General features: G+C 59.1%; 21 protein-coding genes. 11 read left to right on the top strand and 10 right to left on the bottom strand.

The features are described 5' to 3' along the window. The first annotated feature begins 18 nt into the window (after positions 1-18). The 3 genes from ACYQ6M_RS00410 (at position 19) to ACYQ6M_RS00400 (ending at position 3550) form a co-directional block, all read left to right on the top strand. On the top strand, positions 19-1989 hold the full coding sequence (locus ACYQ6M_RS00410) for a PAS-domain containing protein (RefSeq protein WP_460071518.1): 1971 nt from the start codon (positions 19-21) through the stop codon (positions 1987-1989). A 152-nt stretch (positions 1990-2141) separates the two neighbouring features. Then, entirely contained in the window at positions 2142-2864 is a 723-nt protein-coding gene (locus tag ACYQ6M_RS00405; RefSeq protein WP_023003610.1) for a response regulator transcription factor, read from the top strand. After that, entirely contained in the window at positions 2861-3550 is a 690-nt protein-coding gene (locus ACYQ6M_RS00400) for a DUF4336 domain-containing protein (RefSeq protein ID WP_460071515.1), read from the top strand. The genes ACYQ6M_RS00405 and ACYQ6M_RS00400 overlap by 4 nt, the downstream gene beginning before the upstream one ends. An 80-nt stretch (positions 3551-3630) precedes the next feature. On the opposite strand, the gene ACYQ6M_RS00395 is transcribed toward ACYQ6M_RS00400, so the two are convergent. The 3 genes from ACYQ6M_RS00395 to ACYQ6M_RS00385 form a co-directional block, all read right to left on the bottom strand. Next, a complete protein-coding gene (locus tag ACYQ6M_RS00395; protein WP_460071513.1) occupies positions 3631-6297 on the bottom strand; it encodes a TRAP transporter large permease in 2667 nt (888 codons plus the stop codon). Between the two features lie 21 nt (positions 6298-6318). Then, positions 6319-7353, bottom strand: coding sequence for a TRAP transporter small permease subunit (locus ACYQ6M_RS00390; RefSeq protein WP_023003617.1), 1035 nt, complete (start codon positions 7351-7353; stop codon positions 6319-6321). Between the two features lie 75 nt (positions 7354-7428). Next, complete coding sequence (locus ACYQ6M_RS00385) at positions 7429-8529, bottom strand: TRAP transporter substrate-binding protein (protein ID WP_023003619.1); 1101 nt, start codon at positions 8527-8529, stop codon at positions 7429-7431. A gap of 189 nt (positions 8530-8718) precedes the next feature. Here ACYQ6M_RS00385 and ACYQ6M_RS00380 point away from each other — a divergent pair, with 189 nt between their 5' ends. From ACYQ6M_RS00380 to ACYQ6M_RS00370, 3 genes are all read left to right on the top strand, one after another. Further along, positions 8719-10080, top strand: a complete 1362-nt coding sequence (locus ACYQ6M_RS00380) for a cache domain-containing protein (protein ID WP_460071510.1) — start codon at positions 8719-8721, stop codon at positions 10078-10080. Between the two features lie 7 nt (positions 10081-10087). Continuing rightward, positions 10088-10756 (top strand): response regulator, encoded by a 669-nt coding sequence (locus ACYQ6M_RS00375; RefSeq protein ID WP_055661261.1) that lies wholly within the window; start codon positions 10088-10090, stop codon positions 10754-10756. A gap of 82 nt (positions 10757-10838) precedes the next feature. After that, positions 10839-11597 carry a gamma-glutamyl-gamma-aminobutyrate hydrolase family protein gene (locus ACYQ6M_RS00370; protein ID WP_460071507.1) on the top strand — a complete coding sequence of 253 codons (759 nt, stop codon included), beginning with the start codon at positions 10839-10841 and terminating at the stop codon, positions 11595-11597. Here the strand turns inward: ACYQ6M_RS00370 and ACYQ6M_RS00365 are convergent, their stop codons facing one another. Continuing rightward, positions 11598-13520, bottom strand: a complete 1923-nt coding sequence (locus ACYQ6M_RS00365) for a HoxN/HupN/NixA family nickel/cobalt transporter (protein WP_460071505.1) — start codon at positions 13518-13520, stop codon at positions 11598-11600. It abuts the gene before it with no gap. Between the two features lie 249 nt (positions 13521-13769). Between ACYQ6M_RS00365 and ACYQ6M_RS00360 the strand changes: the two genes are divergently transcribed. Next, positions 13770-14843 carry a Glu/Leu/Phe/Val dehydrogenase dimerization domain-containing protein gene (locus tag ACYQ6M_RS00360; RefSeq protein ID WP_152505487.1) on the top strand — a complete coding sequence of 358 codons (1074 nt, stop codon included), beginning with the start codon at positions 13770-13772 and terminating at the stop codon, positions 14841-14843. 133 nt (positions 14844-14976) lie between these two features. Here ACYQ6M_RS00360 and ACYQ6M_RS00355 read toward each other — a convergent pair whose 3' ends face one another. From ACYQ6M_RS00355 to ACYQ6M_RS00335, 5 genes are all read right to left on the bottom strand, one after another. After that, positions 14977-15516, bottom strand: coding sequence for a TetR/AcrR family transcriptional regulator (locus tag ACYQ6M_RS00355; RefSeq protein WP_152505486.1), 540 nt, complete (start codon positions 15514-15516; stop codon positions 14977-14979). 196 nt (positions 15517-15712) lie between these two features. Continuing rightward, positions 15713-16612: a LysR family transcriptional regulator gene (locus ACYQ6M_RS00350; RefSeq protein WP_023003634.1), complete on the bottom strand. Its 900-nt coding sequence runs from the start codon at positions 16610-16612 to the stop codon at positions 15713-15715. Between the two features lie 98 nt (positions 16613-16710). After that, positions 16711-17211, bottom strand: a complete 501-nt coding sequence (locus ACYQ6M_RS00345; RefSeq protein ID WP_023003636.1) for a DUF2937 family protein — start codon at positions 17209-17211, stop codon at positions 16711-16713. A 36-nt stretch (positions 17212-17247) separates the two neighbouring features. Beyond that, complete coding sequence (locus ACYQ6M_RS00340; RefSeq protein ID WP_152509494.1) at positions 17248-18225, bottom strand: WD40 repeat domain-containing protein; 978 nt, start codon at positions 18223-18225, stop codon at positions 17248-17250. 12 nt (positions 18226-18237) lie between these two features. After that, positions 18238-19326 carry a CobW family GTP-binding protein gene (locus tag ACYQ6M_RS00335; protein WP_031270558.1) on the bottom strand — a complete coding sequence of 363 codons (1089 nt, stop codon included), beginning with the start codon at positions 19324-19326 and terminating at the stop codon, positions 18238-18240. A gap of 230 nt (positions 19327-19556) precedes the next feature. Here ACYQ6M_RS00335 and ACYQ6M_RS00330 point away from each other — a divergent pair, with 230 nt between their 5' ends. The 4 genes from ACYQ6M_RS00330 to ACYQ6M_RS00315 all read left to right on the top strand — a co-directional run bounded on the left by ACYQ6M_RS00330 (position 19557) and on the right by ACYQ6M_RS00315 (position 25434). After that, on the top strand, positions 19557-20738 hold the full coding sequence (locus tag ACYQ6M_RS00330; protein ID WP_460071501.1) for a pyridoxal phosphate-dependent aminotransferase: 1182 nt from the start codon (positions 19557-19559) through the stop codon (positions 20736-20738). A gap of 151 nt (positions 20739-20889) precedes the next feature. Beyond that, complete coding sequence (locus ACYQ6M_RS00325) at positions 20890-23061, top strand: diguanylate cyclase (protein ID WP_460071499.1); 2172 nt, start codon at positions 20890-20892, stop codon at positions 23059-23061. A gap of 274 nt (positions 23062-23335) precedes the next feature. Beyond that, positions 23336-23776 carry a universal stress protein gene (locus ACYQ6M_RS00320; protein ID WP_208984754.1) on the top strand — a complete coding sequence of 147 codons (441 nt, stop codon included), beginning with the start codon at positions 23336-23338 and terminating at the stop codon, positions 23774-23776. Between the two features lie 29 nt (positions 23777-23805). After that, the gene (locus ACYQ6M_RS00315; RefSeq protein ID WP_055661152.1) at positions 23806-25434 is read left to right on the top strand and encodes a BCCT family transporter; all 1629 of its coding nucleotides are present in this window, start codon (positions 23806-23808) and stop codon (positions 25432-25434) included. Between the two features lie 156 nt (positions 25435-25590). Here ACYQ6M_RS00315 and ACYQ6M_RS00310 read toward each other — a convergent pair whose 3' ends face one another. After that, the gene (locus tag ACYQ6M_RS00310) at positions 25591-26682 is read right to left on the bottom strand and encodes a LacI family DNA-binding transcriptional regulator (protein ID WP_055661151.1); all 1092 of its coding nucleotides are present in this window, start codon (positions 26680-26682) and stop codon (positions 25591-25593) included. Positions 26683-26734: the final 52 nt, after the last annotated feature.

Raw genomic sequence — 26734 nt, 5'->3', positions numbered from 1 at the left:
CGGGCTTACTCTCACCCCATGGAGGAGACACAACAGCTCAAGACGCAGCTCGATCTGATGCAGGCCGCGCTTGACCACATCAATCAGGGCTTTTCGGCCTTCGACGCCGATCTCAGACTTGTCGCGTGGAATCGTGGCCTTTGGGAAATGCTTGATTTTCCTCAGGAACTGGCTCGTCGTGGCACACATCTGGAAGCGTTCCTGCGTGTCAACGCCGAGCGCGGCGAATATGGGCCCGGCGATATCGAAGGCAAGATCCAGCGCCGGCTGGAACGGGCCAAGCTGTTCGAACCGCATTATTTCGAACGCATCCGTCCAAATGGCCAGGTGATCGCCGTTTCAGGCACGCCATTGCCGAAGGGCGGGTTCGTCACAACCTATTCGGACGTCACCGAGGATCGCCGCCGGCAGGAAAAGCTGGAACGAACGGTGGAAGAGCGCACACGGGCACTGCAGCAGTCGGAAGACTGGCTCCGTCTGGTGACGGACAACATCCCTGCCCTGATTGCCTATCTGTCTCCCGGCCCCGTCTTCCGCTTCGCCAACCGCCGCTACGCCGACTGGTTCGGCCACTCGGTTGCCTCGATCGCGGGACGGCCGGCACCGGAAGTGGTTGGCGAGGAGCTGTTCAAGGAGCTGGAGCCTCATATCAACCGCTCCTTTGAAGGCAATGCCGTCAGCTACGAATATCAGCGCAATCGTTCGGACGGCAGTACCGCCTACATGCGCTCGACCCTCATTCCGGACATGACCAAGGACGGCAGGACCCTGGGCATTTTTGTGCTGTCGCTCGATGCCACGGACCAGAAGCAGGCGGAAGCAGCGCTTGTGCAGTCCCAGCGCATGGACGCCGTCGGCAAACTCACCGGTGGGCTCGCCCACGACTTCAACAACCTGCTTGCGATCCTGATGGGCAATCTTCTGTCTCTCGGGCGTATGGAAACGCCGCTCGACCGGGAAACCCTCGACAGCAAGCTGTCACCGATGCTCGAAGCCACCAAGCGCGGCTCGGATCTGATCCAGCGCCTGCTTGCCTTCAGCCGTGGCAAGGCGATCGATCCCCAGAATGTGTCGCTTGCCAAGGTCATCGCCAGTGCCGGCCGGTTGCTGGAAGGCTCCCTGCCGCCTTCGGTCGACGTGACGATTACAGCTCAGGACAAGGAAATCGGCGCCTGCATCGACCCGACGCAGATGGAAACAGCGCTGATCAACCTGGCCTTCAACGCACGCGATGCGATGCCGGAAGGCGGCACGCTGACCATCACTTTGGATGCATGTGAGTTGGACACCCGCGAAGCCGAAGACCTGGGCATTCCGTCCGGCAGGTTTGCGCGTATTACCGTAGGCGACACTGGCGGCGGCATGGATCCGGACACGCAACTGCGTGTCTTCGAACCCTTTTTCACCACCAAGAACTTCGGCACGGGCAGCGGGCTCGGCCTGTCCATGGTCTATGGCTTCATTCGCCAGTCAGGCGGCGCGATCCACATCTCCAGCGCCCTGGGCGTCGGCACCTATCTGACCCTTTATCTGCCCTATCGGCGTATCACGTCAACCACTGGCCGGGACGCGGACGAGGGCGAAACGCTCCCCTTGAAACCGGGTCAGGGTGAACTTCTGCTTCTGGTGGAGGATGACCCGGATGTTGCCAACACGGTGACGGACCAGTTGCAGAACCTCGGATACGCGGTGCTGAGAGCCGAAAACGCGGAAGACGCCCGGAGCCTGGCGCTGGACCTTCCCGAATTGCGGGGAGTGTTGAGTGACATCATCATGCCGGGGCAGATCAATGGTCTGGCGCTCGCGCGCGAGATCCAGCAGAAGCGTCAAGATCTGGGCATTGCACTGATGTCCGGTTACGCCGACTGGTCCGACCTTGCAGGACAGGAATGCGCCTGTGAATTTCCGGTCTTGGCGAAACCCTTCGCAGATGCTCAACTTGCAGACACCCTGCAAAAGATTCTCAGCCCCACACCAGATCCGGCCTGAAGGTTATGCAAAGAGTATTGCGATTGACCCATCAGTTCTGGTCCCGAGCCCCTCTCCAACTTGCCGGTCTCAGTTGCCAGGCTTTTCCGCTCAAACGATCCGACAGACGGATCGAAATCAGTAACCCTTGATCTAGGACACAGGAACGCGCCTTGCAGACACGCTCCCTCCAGGCAACCAAACGCACGGTTTTCATCGTCGACGACGAACCGGAAATCGGCAACTTGTTGCTGGATGCCCTTCTCCAGTTCGAGATGGAAGGCAAGGTGTTTTCCACGGCCTCACAGATGCTGATCGCACTCGGCCTGGAAACACCGGATGCCTGCATCGTCGATCTCGGCCTGCCTGATATGGAGGGTATGGCGCTCATCAACGAGATCAGACGCCGGTCATCAGTGCCGATCATCGTTCTGTCGGCGCGCGGACATTCCACCGACCGTGTCATGGGGCTGGAACTTGGCGCGGATGATTACGTGGTCAAACCGTTTGACCCGCGCGAAGTGGTTGCGCGTATCCGCTCCATTCTGCGTCGCTCGTCCGATCAGGCACCGGTGAAGGCCAGCGTCGACTGCGCCCGGTTCGAAGGCTGGACCTACCAGCCCGCCTCCCATTGCCTGACCTCTCCGGAAGGCGAGGAAACTTTTCTGTCCACCGGAGAGGCCACGTTGCTGGAAGCTTTGCTGAGAGCCCCCAAGCGCGTGCTGTCGCGAGACTACCTGCTTGAACATGGCGGCCGTGACGAGAGCCTCGACAGGTCCATCGATGTGCGCATTTCGCGCATCCGCAAGAAGCTCAACCGCAAGAACGAGCCCGCCCACATTCGCACCATCTACGGTTCCGGCTACATGCTGGCCTGTGATGTGAAGTGGTCATGAGCAACTCCGCACAGGAACTCCGAAAACTCGACGAAGGGCTCTGGACGCTCGATACCACCTTTACCAGGCTCGGCTGCAAGGGCAGCCTTCGCATGACCGTTCTGGAAACCTCCGCCGGACTGGTGCTCCACTCTCCGGTGGCACTGGACAAGGATGTCAGAAACGCCCTCCGCAGCCTGGGCGAGATCGCGGTGCTCTTTGCGCCGAACCTTTTCCATCACATGTATTTGCGCGCTGCACAGGACCATTTTCCCAATGCCCGTGTACTTGTTCCCAAAGGGCTTGAACGGAAGATCGGCAAGATCGCGAACTCGGAAATTGTCACTGACAAACCAGTCGTGGCTGATGGAGAAATCGAGCATGCGACACTGAGCGGGCACGACTTGAACGAAACGGTTCTCTTTCACCGGCGTTCGGGCACGCTGGTAACGGCTGACCTGCTCTATAACTACCAACCGGAACACAATTTCACCGAAAAACTGTTCTTCAGGGCAATCGGTTGCTACGGCGCGCCGGGAGTAGCCTTCTATCACCGCTACGCGATCCGCGACAAATCCGGCATCGCCCCCTTTCAGGAAGCCGTTGGCAGCTGGCCCGTGAAACGGATCGTCATGTGTCATGGCCGAATTGTTGAAGCGCCCGAAGCCGCCGGTATTTTCGCGTCCGCCTGGCAGCGCTTCGCCTGACTTCCGCAAGACCAATCAGACAATTAAAAAGGGCTGCCCACCGGGGCAGCCCTTTTTGCATCTTGGAAAGCTCCTGAAGATCAGAAGCTCAGGGAAATATCCCGATGCCCGGACAGACACCCGGCAACATCCAGAGCCATATCCGTCGGCAAACGGTTCTGGGCTCTCACACCGATATTGGCTGCCACGGTGTCATCGAAGGTTTCCAGCTGCGGCAGGATTTCCTCGGCCCCTTTGCGGCGCCAGGCAAGATCCGCATCCAGAGCGGCAATCGACTTGTCGATTTCAGCAACAGCTTCTTCCGCGTTCGGCTGACGGCTGCGCATGATCTTGCGGGCTTCGTTCAGGCCATCGCGGATATCGCTCGTGCCTTCCGCATCTCCAACCCGGGAACGCATGGCCGAAATCGCTTCTTCGGCCGCTTCCGGCTCAAGCGTCGGCACTTCGGCCTTCAGGGCTTCGAGTTCCGGTTTGAAGCTTGCAACAAGATCAGCACCGTTGAGGATCGCCTTCAGCTCCGCAATCGGCTCGTAAGCCTGATCGACAGTCCGACGATAGGTCATCCGGGCCACATCCTCTGCCTTCTGGATCTTGGCGAAGGTTGTATAGGTATCCTGCCAATCGGACGGGATCTGAGCCATCAGGGCTTCATGCCGGGCTTTCAGCTCGTCGATGCGAGCCTGAGCACGTTCACCTTGTGCAGCCGTGTAGATGCCGGTTTCTCCCGACCGGTCAACGATGACCTGAAGGTCGGCAATCCGGTCATTAAGACGGCGGGCATCGCGTTCGATGGCGCGAACCTGTGTGTGCACCGGCTTGTAGGCCCCTGCCGCTGCTGCTACTTCAGCTTCAGCCTGATGGATCGCCTCCATCTGCGGCATGGCTTCCTTCGCCTTTTCCAGACCGTCCATGACATCATCGCGCAGATCTTCCGGCAGATAGCTCATGTCGATGGATTCGACCGACTGGATTGCCGACAGGATCTTGTCGCCGTTCTGCTGGAAGTCCTCGTAGATGAGGGTCTCCATGCAGTACTGCAGACGCGGGTTCTTTGGCGGAGGAGCTGTCTCGGACAGCAGCGACGAGCGGTTCGGCAGATAGTTCACAAGCTGCGGATAGAGCCCGACGATGCCGAGTGCCAGCAACTGCAGGCAGATGAACGCAACCACGCCCTTGTACATGTCCAGCGTCTTGACCACGGCCGGTGCAACGCCGCGCAGATAGAACAGCGCGAAGCCGAAGGGCGGTGTCAGGAACGAGGTCTGGATGTTGAGACCGATCATCACGCCAAGCCATACGGCGGTGACGTTTGCCTCAGGATCGGCAAGCAGGATCGGTGCAACGATCGGCACCACCACGACGGCGATCTCGATGAAATCGAGGAAGAAGCCGAGGATGAAGATCACGAGCATCACGATCAGGAACTGAGCCCAGAACCCGCCCGGCAGACCTTGCAGGAAGTTCTTGACCAGCTCTTCCCCGCCGAAGGCACGGAAAGCAGAGGTCAGCATGGCAGCGCCGAGAAGAATGATGAACACAAGCGCAGTGGTCTTGGCGGTTTCCACCATCACTCCGCGCATGGTGTCTTCGAACTTAAGCGTACGCCAACCGGACCAAAGGACAGCGATCAGCAGCAGCGAAACAGCGATGATAGCCAGCACCAGGGCGAGAACATCGTCGCTGGTCTGGATCAGCTTGATGTTGACCGAGCCGAAGAAACTGACAACCACGGCCAGCCCCAACAAGGCCAGAATAGCCAGGATCGCCGGGCTGTAGGCTCCGCGCTTGCCGTCGCGAAGGCGATAACCGGCCATGACCATCGCACCGACGGCACCGATGGCGCCAGCCTGGTTCACGGTAGCGACACCGGCGATGATCGAACCAAGCACCAGGAAGATCAGGGCCAGCGGCGGCACCAGGGTCAGGACCACCTTGCCTGCGAACGCACGCGTGAAGGTGCCTTCTTCATGGACTGCCGGTGCCGACTTCGGATTCAACAGCGCGAAACCCAGAATGAACAGCATGTAGAGGCCAACCAGGACAAGACCCGGCAGGAAGGCACCCAGGAACATTTCGCCGGCACTGGTCGACACGACAGAGTAATCCGACGGCATCGACAGCTCGCCGGTGCTCGCCTTGTAAAGTGTCTGGCGTAGCGAACCGGCCTGATCGACCGCGCTGGCAAGCTGGTCGGCCAGAATGATCAGAACGATCGACGGCGGAATGATCTGTCCCAGTGTCCCGGAAGCGGCAATCGTTCCCGTTGCCAGCGGCACCGAATACTTGTTGCGCAGCATGGCCGGCAGCGAGATCAGGCCCATGGCGACAACGGTTGCGCCGACGATGCCCGTGGTGGCTGCCAGAAGAGCCCCCACGAACACCACGGAGATACCGAGACCACCCGGCACCGGGCCGAACAGCCGCGCCATCGTCACCAGCAGGTCTTCAGCGATCTTGGATCGTTGAAGCATGATGCCCATGAAGACGAACAGCGGAATGGCTATGAGCGTATCTCGCTCGGCCTCCCAGTAGATGCCACGGAAGTTCGTCACCCCCGCGCTGAGCCACTGGCTTGGGCCACCGTGAGAGAAATACGCGCCGGGGTCGCCGGCAAACAGATAGCCCGATCCGGCAGCGATGCCGATGGTCAGGATGGCCGATCCGGGGAGCGCGAAGGCGACGGGGAAACCCGACCCAAGCGCAATCGCCATCAGGACGACCAGGAGAAGAAGGAAGAAAAGTTCCATATCAAGCGGTCTCGTCAGGCTCTATTGAACAGTGTGGCTGTCATGATCCCGGCCACCCGGTTCGCCGCGAATATCGGCAACCGCGTCCAGGAAATAGGCCACGAACTGGATCATCATGGAAACGGCGAACACGCCCAGGAAACCCGCCATGAGATATTTCACGTAAAGACCGAAACCTGCCTGCGTGGTCTCATAGGTCAGGATCGGGCTGTTGATGATGTTCTGCTTGCCGCCCATGCCGATGACCAGGATGACGGTACAAAGGCTGATGCCGAGCACAACGGAACCGACCGCGTTGACGATGCCCTTGGCTCTCGAGGACAGGCCCGCATAGAAGATGTCGACCCGAACATGCCCTTCTTCAAGCAGCGTGTAGGCACTGGCGAACAGGAACAGCGCCGCGTACCAGAACCGCACGAGATCAGCGAGGAAAGCCTGCTCGTAGGAGAAGACGAAACGGCCGATCACGATCATCAGTTCGGCGGCAACCACCAGAAGCGCAAGCCAGGTGAAACCCAGCGTGCGGGTGAAGGCTGCGATCACGAATGAAAGCGCGATCAGCGGCATGTGCACATAAGGGCCCCGGAACTGCGATTTGCCGAGATCGTCGGCAAGCGCCTGCCCGACGACATCGGGCAGAAAGCCCTCGATGCGCAGGAACGAGATCGCGCTGTCAACCAGCCCGACGATCAGCACCGCGAAGAAGCAGGCCCTGATGAGATAGGCGTTGATGTTGGTGATCCGGACGCTGTCTTCACGCAGCGTGTTTCCGTTCGTCCGCACATAGCCGAAGGCCAACAGGACAAACGCCGCATAGAGCGCCAATTGCAACCAGGACCAGAGAATCGGCATGGATCCATTGGCCGCGCCGCCGAAAATGGGCGCAATGCCTGGTAGGTCTTGCCAATAGGTCAGGTAGTTGTTGAGCAGAAACGCCGTCATGATCGCCAATACGATCCAGCCGCACAGGCGGAAGAAGCGGGCGCTCTCCGGCGAGGCTTTACCACCGGAATTCATAACAGGCGAGCCGTCTTGAACATTGTCCAAGGCCGTCATCGTGGCTGTGCCTTTTTATCTTTGTCTAAGAAGAAGGGACGGGATTTCTCCCGCCCCTTTTATTTGCTCAACCGATTACTTCGGAATGCCGAGGTAACGGTTACGCTTGTTGCTGTAGGCAATGTCGGCGATCGCCATGTAGCTGCCGATTTCCTGACGTGCGTTGATGACGCTCTCGAAGATCTTCTTGGACAGCGGGGAATGATCCATCGCTTCTTCCAGAACTTCCTGAGCGGCTTCACCGAAGCTGTCGTAGATCTCGTCGGAGAATTCACGCAGCTCAACGCCGTGCTCGTTGATCAGGCGGGTCAGGTACTTACCGTTGTTGGCGTTGGTTTCAGCCATCGTGTTGGAGTTTTCTTCCGCACACGCTGCAACGATGATCTGCTGATCGACCTTGTCGAGGCCATCCCAGAATGCCTTGTTCATGCCCAGAGCAAGCATGGCGCCCGGCTCGTGCATGCCCGGATAGTAGTAGTACTTGGCAGCTTCGTAGAACTTCATGAAGTAGTCGTTGAACGGACCAACCCACTCGGTCGCATCGATCGCGCCGGAAACAAGGTTTTCGTAGATCTGGCCACCCGGCAGGGAAACCGGAGACGCGCCGAGTTTCGCCATGACGTCGCCGCCCTGACCCGGAATACGCATCTTCAGACCCTTCAGGTCGTCAGCGGTTTCGATTTCCTTGTTGAACCAGCCGCCCATCTGGACACCGGTGTTGCCCATGGCGAAGTTCTTCAGGCCGAATTCACCAGCCAGCTCATCCCACAGTTCCTGGCCGCCGCCGTACTTGATCCAGGCGTCCATTTCAGCCTGGGTCAGACCGAACGGCACGGCAGTGAATGCTGCCCAGCCCGGATGCTTGCCTTTCCAGTAGTAATCGGCGCCGATATAGGCCTGCGCGTTACCGGAAGCGACTTCGTCGAAGGAGTCAAAGGCACCAACGCGTTCGCCAGCGGCGAAATACTGAACGTTGAGGCGGCCTGCGGTCAGCTCTGCAATACGGGCTGCGAGGCGCTGTGCCGGAATACCGAGACCCGGAAAGTCGCGCGGCCATGTGGACACGATGACCATTTCCTTGGTGCCCTGCGCAATTGCCGGAGCAGCCAGCAAGGATCCAGCGGCAACACCGCCGGCACCAATACCAGCCTTTTTGATAAACGAACGACGATCCATTAGTTTCCTCCCTAATCGGACCCGATTTCGGACCGGGTACACACTTGCACCGATCTCGAGGTATGTCTAGTTGACCGAGTGTCTGAAGCGCTATTCGTGGTTCTGCGCAGCTTCTCAGTAATACTACCGAGAACCACGCAAGAGAGATAATCGTTTGCCGCATGTTCGCGCAACAAGAGAGCAAAATTCGTGACCTTCAAGACCAAATTGCTGCTCATCACGATCCTGCCATTGATCGCCGTCTCCGTACTCATCGGTGCGGCCACGTACTATCAGTCTCGGGAACTGATCAACACGCAGACCCAGGCAGTGGAACAGCGCATCCTGTCCTCCAAGCGCCAGGAAATCCGGAACTACGTCAGTCTTGCTCTCACCTCGATCGAGCAGATCTACAAGGAAGAACCGGGAGGTCGCGAAGCGGCGCAGGAAAAGGTCAAGATGATCCTGCAGCATCTGACCTTCGACTACGACGGCTATTTCTTCGTTTACACGCTCGACGGCACCAACCTCGTCCATCCCAAGCTGCCGCACCTGGTGGGGGGAAACTGGTGGCAGCTCCAGGATGACAACGGCGACTACGTCATCCGCAACCTGATCGAGGCGGCCCAGAACGGCGGCGGCTTCCACCAGTATGTCTGGCACAAGCCCTCGACAGGCACGGTCGAGGAAAAGCTCGGCTACGCAATCCTGCTCGACAAGTGGGGCTGGATGCTTGGCACCGGCCTTTACACCGATGACATCGCCCGCGAGGTCACCGCGATCCGCACCGACTTTGCCCGCTCCATCCGCCAGACACTGTTCGTCACCTTCATGATCACGCTTGCGGCCATCGTTATTGCGGGTTTCCTCATCGCCGGTGTGCGTTTCTCCGAACAGCGCTTTGCGGACACCAAGCTGAAGGAACTGACCAACAGGATCTTCCAGGTGCAGGAACAGGAGCGCAAACGCGTTTCCACCGAACTGCATGACAGTATCTCCCAACTTCTTGTGTCCGTGCGCTATGGCGTTGAAATGATCCATAGCGAGGCCAACCGGGATCCGGATCTTCAGGTGCAGGCAGCCAAATGCCTCAAGACACTGGATGGAACCATTGCCGAGGTCCGGCGGATATCGCGAGATCTCAGACCCAGTGTCCTCGATGACATGGGCCTTGCGGCGGCGCTCGGCAGTCTCGGCAAGGAGTTCCAGAACCAGTCGGGCATCACCGTCAACGTACAGGCGGAGCAATGCCACGCCCGCTTGTCGGAAGGTGCCAAGACCGCCCTCTACCGTGTGGTTCAGGAATGCATGACCAATGTAGCGCGCCATTCCCACGCCAGCGAAGTCGCAATTTCCCTCAAGGTCGGCATGCAGCAGCTTGTGCTCTCGGTGGAAGACAACGGTGTCGGCCTCCCCCGCCCGCTGCCGAAATCCGGCGGCCTCGGCTTCCGCAACATGCGTGAGCGGATCGAAACCTATGGTGGCCGGTTAACCCTGAGCAGACGTGCTTCCGGCGGAACCCGTCTTAAAGTCCAGATGCCGCTCGACAATGCGGCGGCAAAAGCGGCATGATGCAAAGATGACAGTGCATTCACCTTCACCCCGGTCATTTACCAGGCCCATCCGCGTTCTTCTGGCAGACGACCATGAGCTGGTTCGGGACGGTATCCGGGCCCGGCTGCAAAAGGTGGCCGACCTGGAAGTGGTCGGTGAAGCGACAAACGGCCGCGATGCTCTGACACTCGCCCGAGACCTGCGCCCCGACGTTCTTCTGATGGATGTCTCCATGCCGGTCATGAACGGGCTGGAAGCGGCGACCCAGATGCGCAAGACGCTGCCTGAAATCGCTGTACTGATCCTGTCGGTCTACGACAACCCGGAGTATGTGCGCGGCGTCGTCCAGGCAGGTGCCCGCGGCTACATCCTGAAGGATATCTCCGCAGCCGAGATGATTACTGCGATCACCAGTGTTGCCAATGGGGGATACTATTTCTCCTCCGCGGTCGGCCCGACGCTGGTTGGTGCCGGCACATCCGCACCGGTGGAAGACCCATACGGGTTGACCGATCGGGAGCGCCAGGTGCTGACAGCCATTGCCAAAGGCCAGCCCAACAAGGAAGTCGCCAAGGAACTGGGCATCAGCGTACGCACTGTCGAATCCCACCGCCTGAACCTGCGGGAAAAGGTCGGCAACAAGAATGCCGCTCAGCTCTACAAGGTCGCGCAGGATCTGGGATTGCTGGACTGATCCGGCTCGGCTAAATCTGTTTGGGTCCACACCCTGGCCAAACACTTCCGGAGACATGGGTCTCCCATCTGACAGGCATGAAATGACCAAACCACTTGTCCTGGTAACCGCCGATGTGAAAACCATCGAGGGCTACAACTGGCACGCCGCGACCTCAACCTATCTGCAGGCCGTGCTGAAAGGCTCCGATGCCATCCCGATGATCCTGCCGTCCCTGGGGGCGGATCTGGATCTGGATGCGGCTCTGGACCAGGTCGACGGCGTTTTGGCGACCGGTTCCCGGTCCAACGTCAATCCGGAACTTTATGGCGAAATGCCGACGGAAGAGAACGGTCCATACGATCCATCCCGCGATTCCACGACACTGCCGCTGCTCAAGCGCGCCGTCGAACGCGGCATTCCCGTCTTTGCCATCTGCCGCGGCATGCAGGAATTGAATGTTGCCCTTGGCGGTACGCTGCTGACCGAAATCCAGTCCCTTGAAGGTCGCGCCGATCACCGCGCGCCAACATCGGAACGGCAGGACGAACGTTTCCGGATTGCCCATCCGGTGGAAGTCGCCGAAGGCAGCTGTCTGGCCACCGTTGTCGGCAGCGAGCCTTTCGAGGTGAATTCACTCCACCGTCAGGCTGTCGGCAGGCTGGGCAATGGCATGATCATGGAAGCGGAAGCCGAAGACGGGACCATCGAAGCGGCCTCCGTCAAGGATAGTGCCGGCTACGTCCTCGCGACACAGTGGCACCCCGAATACTGGGTGTCGACGGACGGCCCGTCGAAGAAGCTGTTTGCCGCTTTCGGTGATGCCGTCCGGGCCTATCGCGTCAAACGCCTGGGTTTGTAATCAACCCCAGCCGAGCGTTGCGATCAGCAACGTGAGACCCAGCAGGAAGACGATGGCTGCCCCGACGATTTCGATCGTCCGGTGAACCTTTACCGCCATCGGACTGCCTTCGCCGAAAAGCCGCACGGCAAGTTCCTTGGCCCCGACTGCCATGCCTGCAAGCAGCGAGACGGTTATGCCGGTGCCAACCGCCATCGCCAGGGTGGAAGCGATGCCGGCTGCGATCATACCTTGCGAAAGAGCAAAGACCAGCACCACCAGCGCACCGGTACAGGGTCGAAGACCAACTGCAAAAATGATCGACACGGCCCGGGCAAGGGTGATCTTGCCCTGAAGCATGTCCGGCGTCGGGGCATGGGCATGACCGCATGTGGTGCACACGCCATCTGCACCGATCTCGTGATGGTGATGGTCATGGTGGTGATGATCGTGACCATGATGATGGTGGCCATCGTGACTGTGGCCATGACCGTGATGGCCGGCCGCCGAAGCGCCCGCGAGCGCGAGTTGCGAGCCTGACAGACGGGACGCCACATTCATGGCCAGCGGACGAAGGGCTTTCTGCCACAACAGCCAGCCGCCCAGACCGGTGATCAGCACATAGGATCCGATCTCGAACCACCGCGCCGTATCCTGTATCGCGATGCTGGTGAGATTGAAAACGACGGCCAGACCTCCAACCAGAAGGATCGCGGTCACCGCCTGTGCGAATGCCGAGGCAAAGGAGAGATAAATACCCTTGCGAAGGGTCTCGTTGTTGGCAACCACATAGGACGTGATGATGGCCTTGCCATGCCCAGGCCCTGCGGCATGGAAGATGCCATACGCGAAGGAAAGCCCCATCAGCAGCCAGGCCGCATGCGGATTGTTGCGGAAGGCCCTGAGACTGGCGACCAGCGCCTGGTAGAATTCCTTCTGCTTGACTGCAATTGTCCCGAAAACCGTATCAAGGAAACCCGCCTTCGGCGCGGCAACCGCTTCTTCTGAAGCCTTCGCCGTATCGAGTGCAGCCGTAATTGCGGCGGCAGCATCGGCGGGCGAGCTGGCAGCACTGTCCGTGGACGTGGAAGCAGACGTGGTTTCGGGCGTTGCGGCTTCCGAAGTTCCGGACGATGAACTCGCGGCGGCCATTGCATCACCGCAGGCAACCAGCATCTGATTGACCTGCGAGGCGGCAGCGGACTGAAGCTCAGGCGGCAGGTCACGCTGGTCTGCGCCGATCTGTGCAAGCGCATAGGCTTCGGCATCATCCAGCGGCGGCGGTTCCTTGCGGCTCACACGGCAAGTGCCCGGTGCGTTTTCCGTCCCCAGCGCATCGTCCCCCGCACCAAAGCGGAAATCGACGTAATAGGTCGGGTCGTAAACGTCGAGCGTGATCAGGCTCTCGGTATCGCTGGGCTGTTTGAACGGCAACGTGAAATGCAGTTCCAGCAGGTTCACATCCTCCGGCATGGAGCCGCCATTCATGCGGACATCTTCCTCCATGGCCTCGAAGTCCTCGGGCTTCATCACCCAGTAGTCCTTGAGGGGAACCTTGACCACTTCCAGCCAGTAATCCGTCGGGTCATCGAAATCGAATTCGACCCGGCTATTGTCACCGAACGTGAAATAGCCGTAATCGGCCATGCTCTCCACGTTGACCTTCGCCAGTTCACTCAGCTCTTCACGGGAATAGTGACCGTCGCCATCCTTGTCGAAGCCCTGGATGGCGAAAGCGGAAAACGCATCATCGAAACGAAACACGTGCTGAAGCGCAATCGCCTGTCCAGCATCGTCGAAAACCAGCTTGCTTCGTGCCTCGACAAAGACATGCGGGTGCGCACTGGCTCCGGCAAGAGCAGCCAACAGAAGACCCAGACCCAACAGGAAACGGCGAGAGGCCGCAGGAAGAACCTTGGCTCGAAAGGTGGAAAGCAAGCGCAACGGGATCACCCACTGATCAGATGTAATATGTTTACATGACACGCAGTGCGTTGTTTGACCAGAGAAGACGGCAGGAAGATGACCGCGACAATTTCGCGGCGCAAAACACCCAAGGAACAATTTTCGCACTTGGTAATCAAATAAGGAATTTTTCAACTCATCCAACAACCAAAATTAGGAGAAAAAAGACAATATTCCCGGGGTGAAGTCTAAAATATTCACAACAATAACCACTGCACCGAGCCAGCCATGAACGCCTTGCATAAATCAGTTCACCACAGTGCCGTTTTCGATCATCCGGAGATGGGCGATCACGAAGACATCGTTTTCGTCCAGGACAAGGCCACCGGCCTGAAGGCAATCATTGCCGTCCACGACACCACGCTCGGCCCGGCACTTGGCGGCTGCCGCGTCTGGCCCTACGAGAACCCGGCGGATGCGCTAACGGATGCCCTGCGCCTGTCCCGTGGCATGACGTACAAGAACTCTCTGGCAGGCCTTGATCTCGGCGGCGGCAAGGCCGTCATCATTGCCGACCCCCGCAAGGACAAGTCCGAAGCCCTGATGGAGGCATTCGGCCGCCATGTGGAGCGCCTGTCCGGCACCTACATCACCGCAGAAGACGTCGGCGTGTCGCCAGACGACATGGAAGCCGTTGCCCGCCAGACCGCCCATGTGCGCGGCACCAAGGCAACCGGCCTCGGCGACCCGTCGCCCTATACGGCTCTCGGTGTCTTCGAAGGTATCAAGGCGTCCGCAAAATTTGTCTACGGCAGCAGCGACCTTTCCGGAAAGACTGTCTCCGTGCAGGGACTGGGCCACGTGGGACATGACGTTGCCCGCCAGCTTCACGAAGCCGGTGCAAGGCTCATTGTTTCCGACATTCATGCACCGGCTGTGCTGCGTGCCATCGATGCGTTCGGAGCCACAGCGGTTGATCCGGCCGAAGCTCATATGGTGGAGGCGGATATCTTCGTTCCCTGCGCTCTCGGGGCAGGCCTCAATGCTCGCACCGTTCCGCAAATCCAGGCGAAGATCGTTGCAGGGGCCGCCAACAACCAGCTGCAGACGCCGGCGGACGGCGAGGCCCTGAAGAAACGCGGCATCCTCTACGCTCCCGACTACGCGATCAATGCCGGCGGCGTGATCTCCATTGCCCTGGCAACAGCGGACAGCGGCGACAAGCTGGTGCGTGAAAAGACGATCGCCATCGGCGAAACGCTGGCAACGATTTTCGAGCGGGCCGCCCGCGAAGGCAGCACCCCAGAACGCGTGGCCGACACAATGGCGGAAGAGCGTCTGGCAAAAGCGAAGTCGGCCTGATTAAAACTTTCACGAAAGACGGAAACGGCGGCCTTGAGCCGCCGTTTTTTGCTTTGCCTGTTTCCGGTTGTCGAGCCTGCATACGGTCGGCAGAAGAAAGCACTGCAACAGTGCGCCTGATTTAATGCTCAGGTCAGGAAAGCTGGCTTTCGTTGGCTGCCTTGAACATCTGCCTCACAAGGTTCTTCGCGTCCTCAACGGCTCTTTCCCCCATTTCCGCATAACAGGCGGTGACACCTTCATGCAGGAGGTAAAGACGCGAGGCGAAGCTTTCCTGCCCGCTCAATTCGCCGAAGAAACGCAGAAGCTCGCCTTTGTGGCGCTTGACCATCGCCGCTATTTCGGTGCTGCCGGGATTGGCCGCAAGCGCCTGGCGGAACAGACACTCCTTGCCCGCCGTCATGCGCATCCAGCCACCCAGCTTGTCAAAAAGCTGAACGGCGGCCTCAAGCCCGGGCGACGTCACACCTTCGCGAACATAGAAGAGATAGCGTCGATGCCGGTATTCAAGGGCGCCCAGCACCATCGCCTCGCGCGAGGGAAAATGACGGTAAAGCGTGCGCATGCTGACACCCGCGCCGGCCCTGAGTTCGGGAACGCTCGGCTCGGCGAAACCCCGGCTCCAGAAAACCTCTTCCAGGCGAGCGGCAATATGTTCCTGCGCGTTTTCCATGAGTAAACCTTGGGATTTATACATCGGCTTTTCAAGGAAAACCTTCACCGAAACTTATTGTAAGTAATTTCCCTTAAATAACCATAGATAGAAATTTACAGAATACATTCATTTAACCAAGAAAAACGAAACGGAAAATAAAATTCGAAAACGTATTCTCAAAGGAATGGGAAATAGCTGAACCAGCTAAAAAAAATCAGCAGTCGTTTTGACCTGACGAATACCATTCGACCAGAAAATCAACAAAGGCGCGCACCTTTGCGCTCAAGTGCCGGCGGTGCGGATAAACTGCATGAATACCGCGCATCGGCTCCTCATAGGCCTCCAGTAGCGTAACCAGTTTGCCGTCGCGGATATCTTTGGACACAAAAAACAGCGGCGTACGAAGGAAACCGAGGTTACATAACGCCGCTTCGCGCGCCGCGGCAGCACTGTTGACTTCCAGCGGGCCTTTCACTGCCACCGACGAACGCTCTCCATTCGTGTAGAAGGCCCAGTTCTGCTTGAAGCGGTAGTTCGTATCGATGATGCAAGGCCGTGTGGAAAGATCGGCGGGCACATTCGGCGCCCCATAGGTCTCGATCGCCTCAGGCGTGGCGCACACCACGGTGCGAAATGGAGCAATCTTGCGGGCGATCAGGCTGGAATCTTCCAGTTGGGTGACCCGGACCGCAAGATCGAAACCTTCTTCCACGAGATCGACGAAGCGGTCTTCCAGCCTGAGGTCCAGATTGATTTCCGGATACTTCACCAGAAAATGCATCATGGCCTGGTTCAGCAGGTCGTCGCCCATCGAACGGGGAGCCGAAACACGCAAACGCCCACGGACTTCCTGGTGCGAGGACTGAACCGAGGCTTGCAGATCATCGATCCGCTGCAGGATTTCGGCAGCTTCCTTGTAATAGGCTTCGCCGACTTCGGTGAGCGACACCTGACGGGTGGTCCTGTTCAACAGACGCACACCCAGTTCATCTTCCAGCTCGCCGACATATTTCGAGACCAGCGCCTTGGAACGCCCCATTTCACGGGCCGCTGCGGAAAATCCGTTTGAATCGACAACTTGAATGAAGCAGCGCATCCGCGTGATTGCGTCCATCCGGCATCCTTCCCGTTGGGGCCATTCCAGAAACCCTGCTTAGCGTATTTTCCGGCGGCCGGTCAAAGGCTTCGCCAAAGGCCGGCCTGGCGGGGCGTTTAGTGCCGGGCAGGTCTGGTGCGGCGCCCAAGGCGCGCTGCGCCGATCAGCAGGCGCATGACAAGGAGCCCGCCAAGCGCACCAACACCTGCACTGGCAAAGCCGGCCGGCGTTACCGGAACGGCTGGCTCGTAGTCTTCGGCCGTTGCCTGCGCCAGGGTTGGGTCGAAGCCGCGCGCAAAGATGATCATGCGATCCAGCGGCCCGGCCGTTTCAAGCTCTTCCCGCTGCAGTTTCAGCCTGCTCAAGCGGATTTCGGCGTTCAGCATGCTGTCGCCCCGTGCTCTGATAAAGGGATCTTCCGAAGATTTCTGACGCGCTATGGCTTCTGCCGACGTCAGCCCGTAACGAGCGGCGTCACGATTGAAATCGGCCAGAATTTCCTCCAGAGCGTCGATGGCCCCACCAAGTCGCTGGCGATATTGCTGTGTGAACTCCGGCAACTGGGACGTCGCGGTTCCACTCAGCAACATGACAATCAGCATCATGATACGTGCCATCGCGTGTCAGGATCTCCCTTTCCAGGTTACGGCCCGTCAGTCCTGCAGACTGATGATCCCGGCTTCCGCGGTTTCCGTTCCGAAGACCAGCCGAACTCCATCGGCATCCCAGGCCATTGTAGACACCGGCCCCAGGCCCGGGCGCCGCAGCAGTACCTCGGCATTGTCCTCGAACCGGCACATCAGGATCATGCCGTCCTGATAGCCGACAGCAACGACATCCTCCTTCGGGTGGCAGGCAACGGCGCTGACCAGGTTGTCACCCCTTGTGCCCAACTGCAGCGGTGTCTGCCCCATCGGCCCGGTTTTGCCGAAGAACGGCCAGAGGATCGCAGCATTGGCACCGGAGGTCGCCAGATATCGCCCCTTGACCGACCAGCTGAACGATTTGACCTTGGCCGGGTAGCCGGTCATGCGCATGTCCTGGCTGTCCGACAGACGCCAGCCGTGCAACGCGTTTTCCTGCATGGCGGTAACAACATACTTGCCGTCGGGCGAAAAGCTCACGCCCAGATGTGCGCCATTCCAGCTGAGCTCGACCGGTGCGCCGTCCGTGCCGGCCCACCAAAGCGTCGCTCCGTCGTAGCGCCCGACTGCCAGCCGCATGCCCTTGGGCGCGAAGGCAAGACCGCCGACGGCCCGTTCATGCGCGAATTCCTTTTCGCGCCCGTCCGCGAACCGCACCCAGGCGGTGCGGCCGCTGGCAAAGGCAAGCGCACCGGACGGTCCGGCAGCGATCAGGTCGATCCACTTGCGCGGCCGTTCGGCAACGCATTCGCTCGATCCGTCCGCCGCACTCAGGAAGATGCAGCCGTCGTCACCCGATGTGATCAGCCCCTTGCCGTCGATTGTCGGCTCGGCAGCCAGAAGCCCGGCCTTGTGCGGCTTCAGTTTCGTTTCACCCTGTCCGGACAGGACGATGTCGCCTTCTCCGGACGCAAAAAAGGCCGTGTCTTTCAAGTAGCCGGCGCGGACGACGAAGCCGTCCACCTCCACGGGAGCAACTGTCGGCAAGTCTCTTCTTCCTTATTGCGCGGCGCAGGCCTGGAAACTGTCTCTCAGGACATCCCAGTTGAGATCGCGTCCGATGAAGACCAGGCGGCTTTCTCGCGGCTCATCCTCTTTCCAGTCGCGCTGATGATCGCCTTCAACGATCATGTGCACCCCCTGGATGACATAGCGCTGCGGATCCCCCTTGAAGGCAATGATGCCCTTCAGGCGCAGAATGTTTGGGCCTTGAACCTGCGTGACCTGGTTGATCCAGGGAAAGAACATGTTGGGATCAAGGTCGCCTGCCTTCAGGGAAATGCTCTTGACCGAATGGGGATCCTCATCGTGGTGATGATGGTGATGCCCATGTCCATGATCGTGTCCATGGTCATGATGATGGTCGTGGCCGTGATGATGGTGGTCATGGTCGCAGTCCGGACCGCATTCGTCGGCATGATGACCATGCTCGAGGAAATGCGGATCGAGCGACAGGATCCTGTCGAGATCGAACGCACCCCGATCCAGCACCTTGGCGATCTCGATGCCGCAACGCTCGCTACGGTGGAGCACGGCATACGGATTGATCGAACGGATACGCGCCTCGACGGTGGCAAGCTCTTCGCCCGAGACGAGATCGGTCTTGTTGATCAGGATGACGTCGGCAAAGGCGATCTGGTCTTCGGCCTCTTCGGTGTCTTCCAGACGCTGCAGCACGTGGCGGGCATCGACAACGGCCACAACCGCGTCGAGTTTCGCGGCGGCACGCACATCGTCGTCCATGAAGAAGGTCTGTGCGACCGGAGCCGGATCGGCAACGCCGGTGGTTTCGACGATGATCGCGTCAAAGGCATTCTTGCGCTTCATCAGGTTCTGCACAGTGCGGATCAGGTCACCGCGCACGGTGCAGCAGATGCAGCCGTTGTTCATTTCGAAGATTTCTTCGTCGGATTCCACGAGCAAATCGTTATCGATACCGACTTCGCCGAACTCGTTGACGATGACCGCATAACGCTGACCGTGGTTTTCGGTCAGGATCCGGTTGAGAAGTGTGGTCTTGCCGGCACCCAGATACCCCGTCAAAACGGTAACGGGGATCTGTGCCTGGCTGTCCTGGGTCGCAGTCATTGCGCGCTTTCCTGGCAGAAGATAAAGGGTCGCCCGCCGATCGGCGGGCCGCTTGGGCGCGAATATAAGCATTTCACCGCCGTATTGGGAGGGCGGTACGGAAATTTCCCTTTTCCCGCCATACCTGTGGACACTCGCCCGAACGCTTTGACCGTTCTTCAGCCTTTTCAAATCCTTGTCCACCGCATTAACGTCGGCTCGAGGAAGCGCGCAAAGGCATGGAGACCAAAATGCTGCACACGATTGGCGGATTTGACCGGATTGGCGAGGAAAACGCATTCGCCGTGCTAGCACGGGCAACGGAACTTGCCGCACAAGGCCGCGATATCATCAACCTGGGCATCGGTCAGCCGGACTTCAAAACGCCGGATCACATCGTTGAAGCGGCCATCAAGGCCCTGCGCGACGGTCAGCACGGTTACACGCCCGCAACCGGCATTGCCCCGTTGCGCGAAGCAGTCTCCGCCGACCTTCTGAAACGTCACGGAGTGGAGACTGACCCGGGCAACATTCTGATCGTTCCCGGTGGCAAGGTCACCATGTTCATGGCCATCTTGATGTTCGGCGAACCGGGAAGTGAAATTCTCTATCCCGATCCGGGCTTCCCGATCTACCGCTCGATGATCGAGTTCACCGGCGCCCGGCCCGTGCCGGTTCCGATCCGCGAGGAAAACGACTTTGCCTTTTCTGCCGAAGAGACGCTGTCGCTGATCACCGACAAGACCCGTCTGCTCATCCTGAATTCGCCGGCCAACCCCACCGGCGGCGTCACCCCGCGTGCTGAAATAGAAAAGCTCGTCGCCGGGCTGGAACGCTGTCCTGATGTAGCCGTCATGTCCGACGAAATCTATTCGCAGATGACCTATGACGGCATGGAGCACGTCTCCCTGCTGGGGTTCCCGTCACTGCGCGACAGGCTCATCCTGCTCGACGGCTGGTCGAAGACCTATGCCATGACCGGCTGGCGGATGGGCTTTTCCCTCTGGCCTGAGGGCCTGATCGACAAGGCGCGCAAGCTCGCGGTCAACGCGTGGTCCTGTGTCAACGCCCCCGCCCAGTTCGGCGCTCTTGCAGCCCTTACCGGACCGCAAACCGCAGTGGCGGACATGGTTCGGGAATTCGACGGCCGGCGAAAGGTGACCGTTGACGGCCTGAACGCCATCGAGGGCATTTCCTGCCGCGTTCCGCTTGGTGCCTTTTATGCCTTTCCGAATATCAAGCAGACCGGCTGGAAGGCAAAGGCACTTGCATCCGCCCTTTTGGAAGAGACAGGCGTTGCGACCATCGGAGGCCCTGATTTTGGTGTATTGGGCGAAGGCTACATCAGATTGTCTTACGCGAATTCCACGGACAACATACGTGATGCGCTGGGACGGATAGAAAAATTCCTGAACGAAAACCGCAAGAACTGAACACTTGGCATAAATACTGATCGCTAGACCTGACCAAGGTTAACATGCGTATTTTCTTCAAGGAGTCTTCCGTTACGTATCCCTTTTATTAAACTTTTATTGTCTTGAATGACACCGCGACCCGCACAAAGGTCGGACAATGGGGACGGAAATGACCAAGAACATCACTTTGGATCTTGAACAGACGTTCGGCGATTTGAACGAATGTGTCCTCGTGACCAACCCCGAACGCACCATCGTTTTCGTAAACAACGCTATGTCCAAACTGCTGAAGGTGGATCGCGAAAAGGTCGTCGGCACGACAACGAAACGGTTCTTCGCCGATCCGAACCAGTTTGCCCAGATGGCGGAACTCTACCAATCGCCAACGGATCACCGGAACCGCAAGGCCTATTCAATAGATCTAGCGCTCGAAGACGGGTCGACCGTATCCGTCGAGGTTGTCAGCGCACCGCTGTTCGATACAGATCACACATTGACCGGCATCCTGTTTATCGCGCGGGATCAGGCGGAACGAAAGGCGCTGGAAAGCAAACTGAGCGACATCGCCTTGACACTTGAAGATGCCCTGGACGCGATTTCGGAAGGCTTCGCACTCTACGACAAGGATGACCGGCTGGTTATCTGCAACGACAATTATCGCGAGATCTATGCCCATTCGGCACCGGCCATGTTCCCCGGCAATCGTTTCGAGGACATCCTGCGGTTCGGCCTGAACCGCAAGCAATACGAGACGGGCGGCAAGACGGACGACGAATGGTTGGCGGAGCGCCTCGATCGGCATCAGGCCGGCGATGGCTCGATCCTGGAGCAAAACCTCAGTGACGGCCGCTGGCTGCGCATTTCGGAAACCCGCACCCGCGCCGGCGGCATCGCCGGCATCCGGTTCGACATCACGGAACTCAAACACGCTCAGGCCAAGGCAGAAAACGCCTACAAGAACCTTTCGCTTATGGCCGACAACATTGTGGCCAGCGTCACCGAGGTCGATCTGGAGGGCAGATGCGTCTTCATCAACAAGACCGCGTGTGACTGGTTCAACGAAAAACCGGAAACTCTCATCGGCACCCGGCTTCGTGACCGCTTGCCCTGGAAGGAACGCGAAGCCGTTCGCACGATCTTCGAGGAAGCGATGAGCGGTGAGAAGGTTTCATCGGAAGTCAGCTTCCATTTTCCCGACGGCATTTTGCGCGAATGCCTGATGAGCTGTAACCCGCGCTTCGGCGATGATGGTGCCGTTGAAGCTATCGTGGTTCTGATTTCCGATATAACCGACCGGAAGAAAACGGAACGTACGCTGGCCGAGCTTTACGCCATCACCTCGACCCGCGAGCTCGGCCACGAAGACAAGATTGCCGAAATCCTGCGTCTGGGGACCGAACATTTCGAGGTTCCCTTCGGCATTATCAGTCACGTGATTGACGACCACTACACGATCACGCACGCCCAGAGCCCGGAAGGAGAACTCGTTCCAGGCACTTCGTTCCCGTTGCAGGACACCTATTGTCTGTTGACGCTGAAGTCCGAAGAGCCGATCGCGACCGCAAACGCCGCGAGCTCGGAGTTCGCCAGGCATCCCTGCCACGAGATCTTCAAGTTGGAGACGTACATCGGCGCCCCGATTCTCGTGGATGGTGAAGTTCATGGGACAATCAACTTCACCGCCCCGGACGTGCGCAAAAGGGCATTTTCCCCGTCGGATCTTCAGATCGTGCGTCAGTTCGCGGACTGGGTCGGACATGAGATCGCCCGCCAGCGCGATCACCAGGCCCTGATGAACGCCAAGATCAACCTGGAGCGGGTCGCCAGCATCGACGACCTGACCCAGATCCTGAACCGACGCGCTTTCCTGGAACGGGCCAATACTGAAGTGCAACGCTTCCGCCGCACCAAACGCCCCTTCACGGCTGTGATGATGGACATCGACAAGTTCAAGCAGATCAACGATCTGTACGGCCATGCCACCGGCGACGAGGTTTTGAAAAAATTTTCCGATACCGTCAGCAGCGCCCTGCGTGCTGTCGACATCTTCGGCCGGGTCGGCGGCGAAGAGTTCTGCATGATCCTGCACAACGCCGAAATCGAAGATGCCATGCTGGTGTGTGAACGCCTGCGGGTGAAGATTATCGAGGAATGCCAGCTCGACATCGTCAAACAGACGGTCACCTGCAGCATGGGCCTTGCCACCGTCGCCCGCGAAGATCTGGAATTTTCGACCCTCATGCAAAAGGCCGACACGGCGCTTTATGAGGCAAAGGCGACGGGCCGCAACAAATGCGTTGCCCACAAGAGTTCGTATCCGGAACACGCTCCGGCCCTCTGACCGGCCCAGACCGTCTGGCCTGCTCGCGGCCACGTTCGACACGCGATGCCGTAGCGTTTTCCCGGCTTCCCGCGCAAAACTGCGCGCTAATTCGAACCCAACGCGCCAATATGTCGCATCGGGACGTATTCTTGCCGTTCTTTTGACGCCGCCCTCCGTATATGCAACAGTAGTGTAATCGTAGCGGAGCGGGACAAGACGACATTACACTAGAATGCAATACTGAAGCGGACCCTCCGCGCAAGGACCTCTACGGCTTGAATCTTGTATATTCTTGCCTGAACAGATCTTGGAGGGACATTTGTTCACAAAAATACTAGTTCCGATTGACCTCAGTCATGCGGATAAACTTGAAAAAGCCATCGCAACGGGTGCTTATATAGCAAAAACCAATAGTATTCCCGTGGTATTTGCGGCGGTAACTTCAAACACCCCAAGCGCCCTTGCCCACACTCCGGACGAGTTTCGGGAAAAGCTGGCTGCCTACGCTGCCGCAGAAGGGCAGAAACACGGGATCACCGCTACCGGTCATGCCGTTTTCTCTCACGATCCGGCTGTCGACCTGGAAAACGCGATTCTGAAGGCTGTTCACGATACCGGCGCGGATCTCGTGGTCATGGCGACGCACATCCCGCACGTGCCGGATCACTTCTGGCCGTCGAACGGTGGACGCGTCGCGAGCCATGCAGATGTTTCCGTCTTCCTCGTGAGATAACCCGTTTCCCGAACAAAAGGAGCGCTCCCATGAGCGACAATCAAGGCATTCCGGATCCGGAAGGCGCCGCCAATCTCATCGACACCGAATACGAGATTGGCCAGGACAACATCGAAACTTCTGTCGGCCCTTTCAGCCTCGACATCCACAATCCGGTTTTCCTGGTCTCTGGCCTGACCATCGTTGCCTTCGTCTTTCTGACCCTTGCCTTTCAGACCGAAGTCGGCCCGATGTTCGATCATCTGCGCAAGTGGCTGACATCTAACCTCGACTGGTTCTTCATCATCTCCGGCAACGTCTTCGTCCTCGTCTGCCTGGCGCTGATCGTCACCCCCCTCGGCAACGTCCGCATCGGTGGCAAGGACGCCGAGCCTGACTATACCTACTTCGGCTGGTTCGCCATGCTGTTCGCCGCCGGCATGGGCATTGGCCTGATGTTCTTCGGCGTTCTGGAACCGGTCTATCACATGGCCTTTTCCGAGCCGATCGGTGTGCCAAAACCCTTCGACGCCGACGGCAATATCATTCCGGAAAATGTCGCGGCCGCGAAGGCCATGGGCATGGCCGCAACCATCTTCCACTGGGGCCTGCACCCCTGGGCGATCTACGCCGTGGTTGCACTTGCTCTTGCGATCTTCTCCTTCAACAAGGGTCTGCCGCTGACCATGCGCTCGGTGTTCTATCCGATTTTCGGTGAGCGCACCTGGGGCTGGCCGGGCCATGTCATCGATATCCTGGCCGTGTTCGCGACCCTTTTCGGTCTTGCGACCTCACTTGGCTTTGGCGCCCAGCAGGCAAATGCAGGTCTCGATTTCGTTTTCGGCATACCTGTCAGCACCACGGCACAGGTCGTGTTGATCATCGGCATCACCGGCGTTGCGCTGGTCTCGGTTCTGCGTGGTCTCGACGGCGGCGTGAAGGTTCTGTCGGAAATCAACATGCTGATTGCGGCTCTGCTGCTGGTGTTCGTGATTGCCGCTGGTCCGACCGCAACGCTGGTCTCCGACTTCTTCTCCAACATTATTGCCTACGGCAGGGAAATCGTACCGCTGTCGATGCCGTTCGGCCGCGAGGACGACAGCTTCCGCCAGGGTTGGACATCGTTCTACTGGGCCTGGTGGATTTCCTGGTCGCCGTTTGTCGGCATGTTCATTGCACGCGTCAGCCGTGGCCGCACTGTTCGGGAGTTCATCGTCTGCGTCCTGATCATTCCGACCATCGTGTCCGTAATCTGGATGACAGCGTTCGGCGGCACCGCCATCGAACAGGTCCTGGCCAGCAACGACAGCCAGGTGCATGAATACGTGATCGCGAGCTACAGCCCCGAACTGTCGCTGTTCGGCATGCTCGCCGATCTGCCGATGGCATCGATCACCTCGTTCATCGCCATCATTCTGGTCATCGTGTTCTTCGTCACCTCCTCGGACTCCGGCTCTCTGGTGATCGACACGATCACGGCAGGCGGCAAGGTCGATGCGCCGGTGCCGCAGCGCGTGTTCTGGTGTACCTTCGAAGGTCTGGTCGCCATCGCGCTTCTGCTTGGCGGGGGCCTGGGTGCCCTGCAGGCAATGGCGGTCTCGACCGGGTTCCCCTTCACGATCGTGCTGTTGCTGGCCTGCTACGCCATCTTCAAGGGACTGGCGGACGAGCCGCGTTGACCTGAGACAGCAGGAACACCTGGAACGGGCGGCTCTGGCCGCCCGTTTTTGCATCCGAACATGACGAGCCACGTTGCAGTCATCGCGGACAGGCGAAGGGCGACCGGATGATCTGACGGCCTTTAAAAAGCAGGCGGCAATCGCCAGCCGACTTGTCTAGTCGGCCAGCTTGGGGGCCAGTCGCACGCCGGGAGGCGGCGAGCTTTCACGGATCCGCACATCGGGTTCGATCACGATGGGCGTATTGGGCACGCGGTCACCCGCGATCTGGCGCAGCAGGGTCAGTGCTGCCAACCGTCCGATCTTGTCCGGCTGGGCTGACACCGTCGTCAGCGCCGGCGTACGCGCATCAGCGCCGTCGATATCGTCGTAACCGGTAATCGCCATGTCCGGCCCCGGCTCGATCCCCGCTCGCCGGAACGTGGTCATCATTCCAAGGGCGACGAGATCGTTGAAGCCGACGATGGCTGTGGGGCGATGTTCGGCTTCCAGGATCTTCGGCACTGCGGCCCGGCCATCGGCCTGGGTCATCAGCTCCGGCAGGTCAAGCTGGCTTGCGGGATCGATCCCCGCTTCTTCCAGCGCCTTGCGCCAGCCGGCATTGCGGTAGCGGCCGGTCGAGCTGCCACGGCGTCCGCCAACCATGGCGATGTCCTTGTGTCCCTGTTTGATCAGGTGCTTGGTGATCTGATAGGTGCCGGCAAGATCGTCACCGCGTACGCACGGTGCCCAGACCCCCGGAACCTCGCGCGCCACCAGCGTCACGGGTATCCCCTGGTCCACCAGCCTGTTGATCTCTTCGGCCGAGGTTCCGACCGAAGGACACAGGATCAATCCGTCCGCGCGGTGCTGCAGCAGCGTGTTGACGAACGCACGCTGGCGTTTGACGTCGTCGCGGTGGTTGCAGATGAAGATCATCTGCCCCTGCTCTTCCAGAACGTCCTCGAGCGCAGAAAAGACTTCGGCGAAGTAAGGGTTCAGGATGTCATGAACGGCAACGCCCACAATCTGGCTGCGGGCGGTTCTGAGAGAAGCCGCCGACCGGTTGTAAATATATCCGATCTCCTCCGCGGTCTGCTTGACCTTCGCCCTGGTTTCCTCGGCAACAAGCGGACTGTCCCGAAGCGCCAGCGACACGGTTGCCGTGGAAATACCGAGCTGGTCGGCAATGTGCCCGAGAGTGAGCCTTTTACCAGGCTTTTGCGGAAATTCCGGCTGGGAGGGAGGGGAACCGTTGTCTTCAGACATTCCTATTTCTCAATAACCGCAGCGGCGTTGGGAGAGACCGTTATAGCCCTCT

The organism is Roseibium sp. ROS1, assembly GCF_054658215.1.
Note: the sequence above shows the minus strand (reverse complement) of the source record. Positions and strands in the feature narration are given on the sequence as shown.

What these genes read in the sequence shown, in the direction of transcription:
- ACYQ6M_RS00410 (WP_460071518.1), top strand. Translation starts at nt 19, where the DNA reads ATGGAGGAGACACAACAGCTCAAGACGCAGCTCGATCTGATGCAGGCC.
- ACYQ6M_RS00400 (WP_460071515.1), top strand. Translation starts at nt 2,861, where the DNA reads ATGAGCAACTCCGCACAGGAACTCCGAAAACTCGACGAAGGGCTCTGG.
- ACYQ6M_RS00395 (WP_460071513.1), bottom strand. Translation starts at nt 6,297, where the DNA reads ATGGAACTTTTCTTCCTTCTTCTCCTGGTCGTCCTGATGGCGATTGCG.
- ACYQ6M_RS00390 (WP_023003617.1), bottom strand. Translation starts at nt 7,353, where the DNA reads ATGACGGCCTTGGACAATGTTCAAGACGGCTCGCCTGTTATGAATTCC.
- ACYQ6M_RS00385 (WP_023003619.1), bottom strand. Translation starts at nt 8,529, where the DNA reads ATGGATCGTCGTTCGTTTATCAAAAAGGCTGGTATTGGTGCCGGCGGT.
- ACYQ6M_RS00375 (WP_055661261.1), top strand. Translation starts at nt 10,088, where the DNA reads ATGACAGTGCATTCACCTTCACCCCGGTCATTTACCAGGCCCATCCGC.
- ACYQ6M_RS00370 (WP_460071507.1), top strand. Translation starts at nt 10,839, where the DNA reads ATGACCAAACCACTTGTCCTGGTAACCGCCGATGTGAAAACCATCGAG.
- ACYQ6M_RS00360 (WP_152505487.1), top strand. Translation starts at nt 13,770, where the DNA reads ATGAACGCCTTGCATAAATCAGTTCACCACAGTGCCGTTTTCGATCAT.
- ACYQ6M_RS00355 (WP_152505486.1), bottom strand. Translation starts at nt 15,516, where the DNA reads ATGGAAAACGCGCAGGAACATATTGCCGCTCGCCTGGAAGAGGTTTTC.
- ACYQ6M_RS00350 (WP_023003634.1), bottom strand. Translation starts at nt 16,612, where the DNA reads ATGGACGCAATCACGCGGATGCGCTGCTTCATTCAAGTTGTCGATTCA.
- ACYQ6M_RS00345 (WP_023003636.1), bottom strand. Translation starts at nt 17,211, where the DNA reads ATGGCACGTATCATGATGCTGATTGTCATGTTGCTGAGTGGAACCGCG.
- ACYQ6M_RS00335 (WP_031270558.1), bottom strand. Translation starts at nt 19,326, where the DNA reads ATGACTGCGACCCAGGACAGCCAGGCACAGATCCCCGTTACCGTTTTG.
- ACYQ6M_RS00330 (WP_460071501.1), top strand. Translation starts at nt 19,557, where the DNA reads ATGCTGCACACGATTGGCGGATTTGACCGGATTGGCGAGGAAAACGCA.
- ACYQ6M_RS00325 (WP_460071499.1), top strand. Translation starts at nt 20,890, where the DNA reads ATGACCAAGAACATCACTTTGGATCTTGAACAGACGTTCGGCGATTTG.
- ACYQ6M_RS00315 (WP_055661152.1), top strand. Translation starts at nt 23,806, where the DNA reads ATGAGCGACAATCAAGGCATTCCGGATCCGGAAGGCGCCGCCAATCTC.
- ACYQ6M_RS00310 (WP_055661151.1), bottom strand. Translation starts at nt 26,682, where the DNA reads ATGTCTGAAGACAACGGTTCCCCTCCCTCCCAGCCGGAATTTCCGCAA.